A 694-nucleotide genomic window follows, 5' to 3' on the forward strand; every position below is an offset into this window, starting at 1 on the left:
ACACCCCGGCCGCCTTCGTCGGAACAGGTGGCCGCCTTCGATCGGAATGCATGGTCGCGTTCAATCGGAATCTCTGGCCGCAATCCCCGGAATCCGCAACAAAGTCGTTGAAGCGGTGCGACATGGTCAGCATCACTCCAAAATGAGGCGAGAGGGGGAGCCAATAGCAGAACGCGCCCGCTTCCAGTTCCTCGAATAGTTTGATGTGTCCGAGTTTGCGCGGAATCACGAGCGCCGGATTGGTGGATGACCGTAGCGGAACACGGGAGCGGATCACCGCTATGCTCGCACGGTCCCAATGCAGTGCGAATTGCTGCATGTTCACTGCCATGGAAAGGAAGTAGCTGGGGGGACCGGCCGCCGTCCTCGACAATGCTGCATACATTTCCCGCTCGTCCTCTGAATAGTCGTCCCGGAAGCCAAAATCCCTGGCGTGCGCCGCCTCCTGCTCGATGAAGCGCAGGTTTTCAATATTACGAAACTGCAAGTGCCTCATGAGGAGATAGAGCGTCAGTTTGTCAGACTGATCGAGCCGATCCGGCTCTCCCGCAACAATCTTCTTCCAGGTGTCGCTATTGACGATGGGAGTTTCGATGTGAGCGTCACGATAGGATCACCGGTGCACGGGCTTGACTTGCGCGGAATGCTCTGGATAGCGCGGTCGGGATGATTGACGCCGCCGGGGCGCGGTGAT

2 protein-coding genes are annotated in these 694 nt (G+C 58.2%); both read right to left on the reverse strand.

Annotation, left to right across the window (positions count from 1 at the left end; translation table 11 throughout):
• A partial coding sequence (locus IVA75_RS14875; RefSeq protein WP_247282316.1) for a hypothetical protein occupies nt 1-487 on the reverse strand: 487 nt, incomplete at its 3' end.
• A 23-nt stretch (nt 488-510) separates the two neighbouring features.
• Nucleotides 511-694, reverse strand: a 184-nt coding sequence (locus IVA75_RS14880) for a hypothetical protein (protein WP_247282317.1), incomplete at its 5' end; no start/stop codon positions are given.

The organism is Bradyrhizobium sp. 134 (genome assembly GCF_023074155.1).
GTDB lineage: Bacteria > Pseudomonadota > Alphaproteobacteria > Rhizobiales > Xanthobacteraceae > Bradyrhizobium.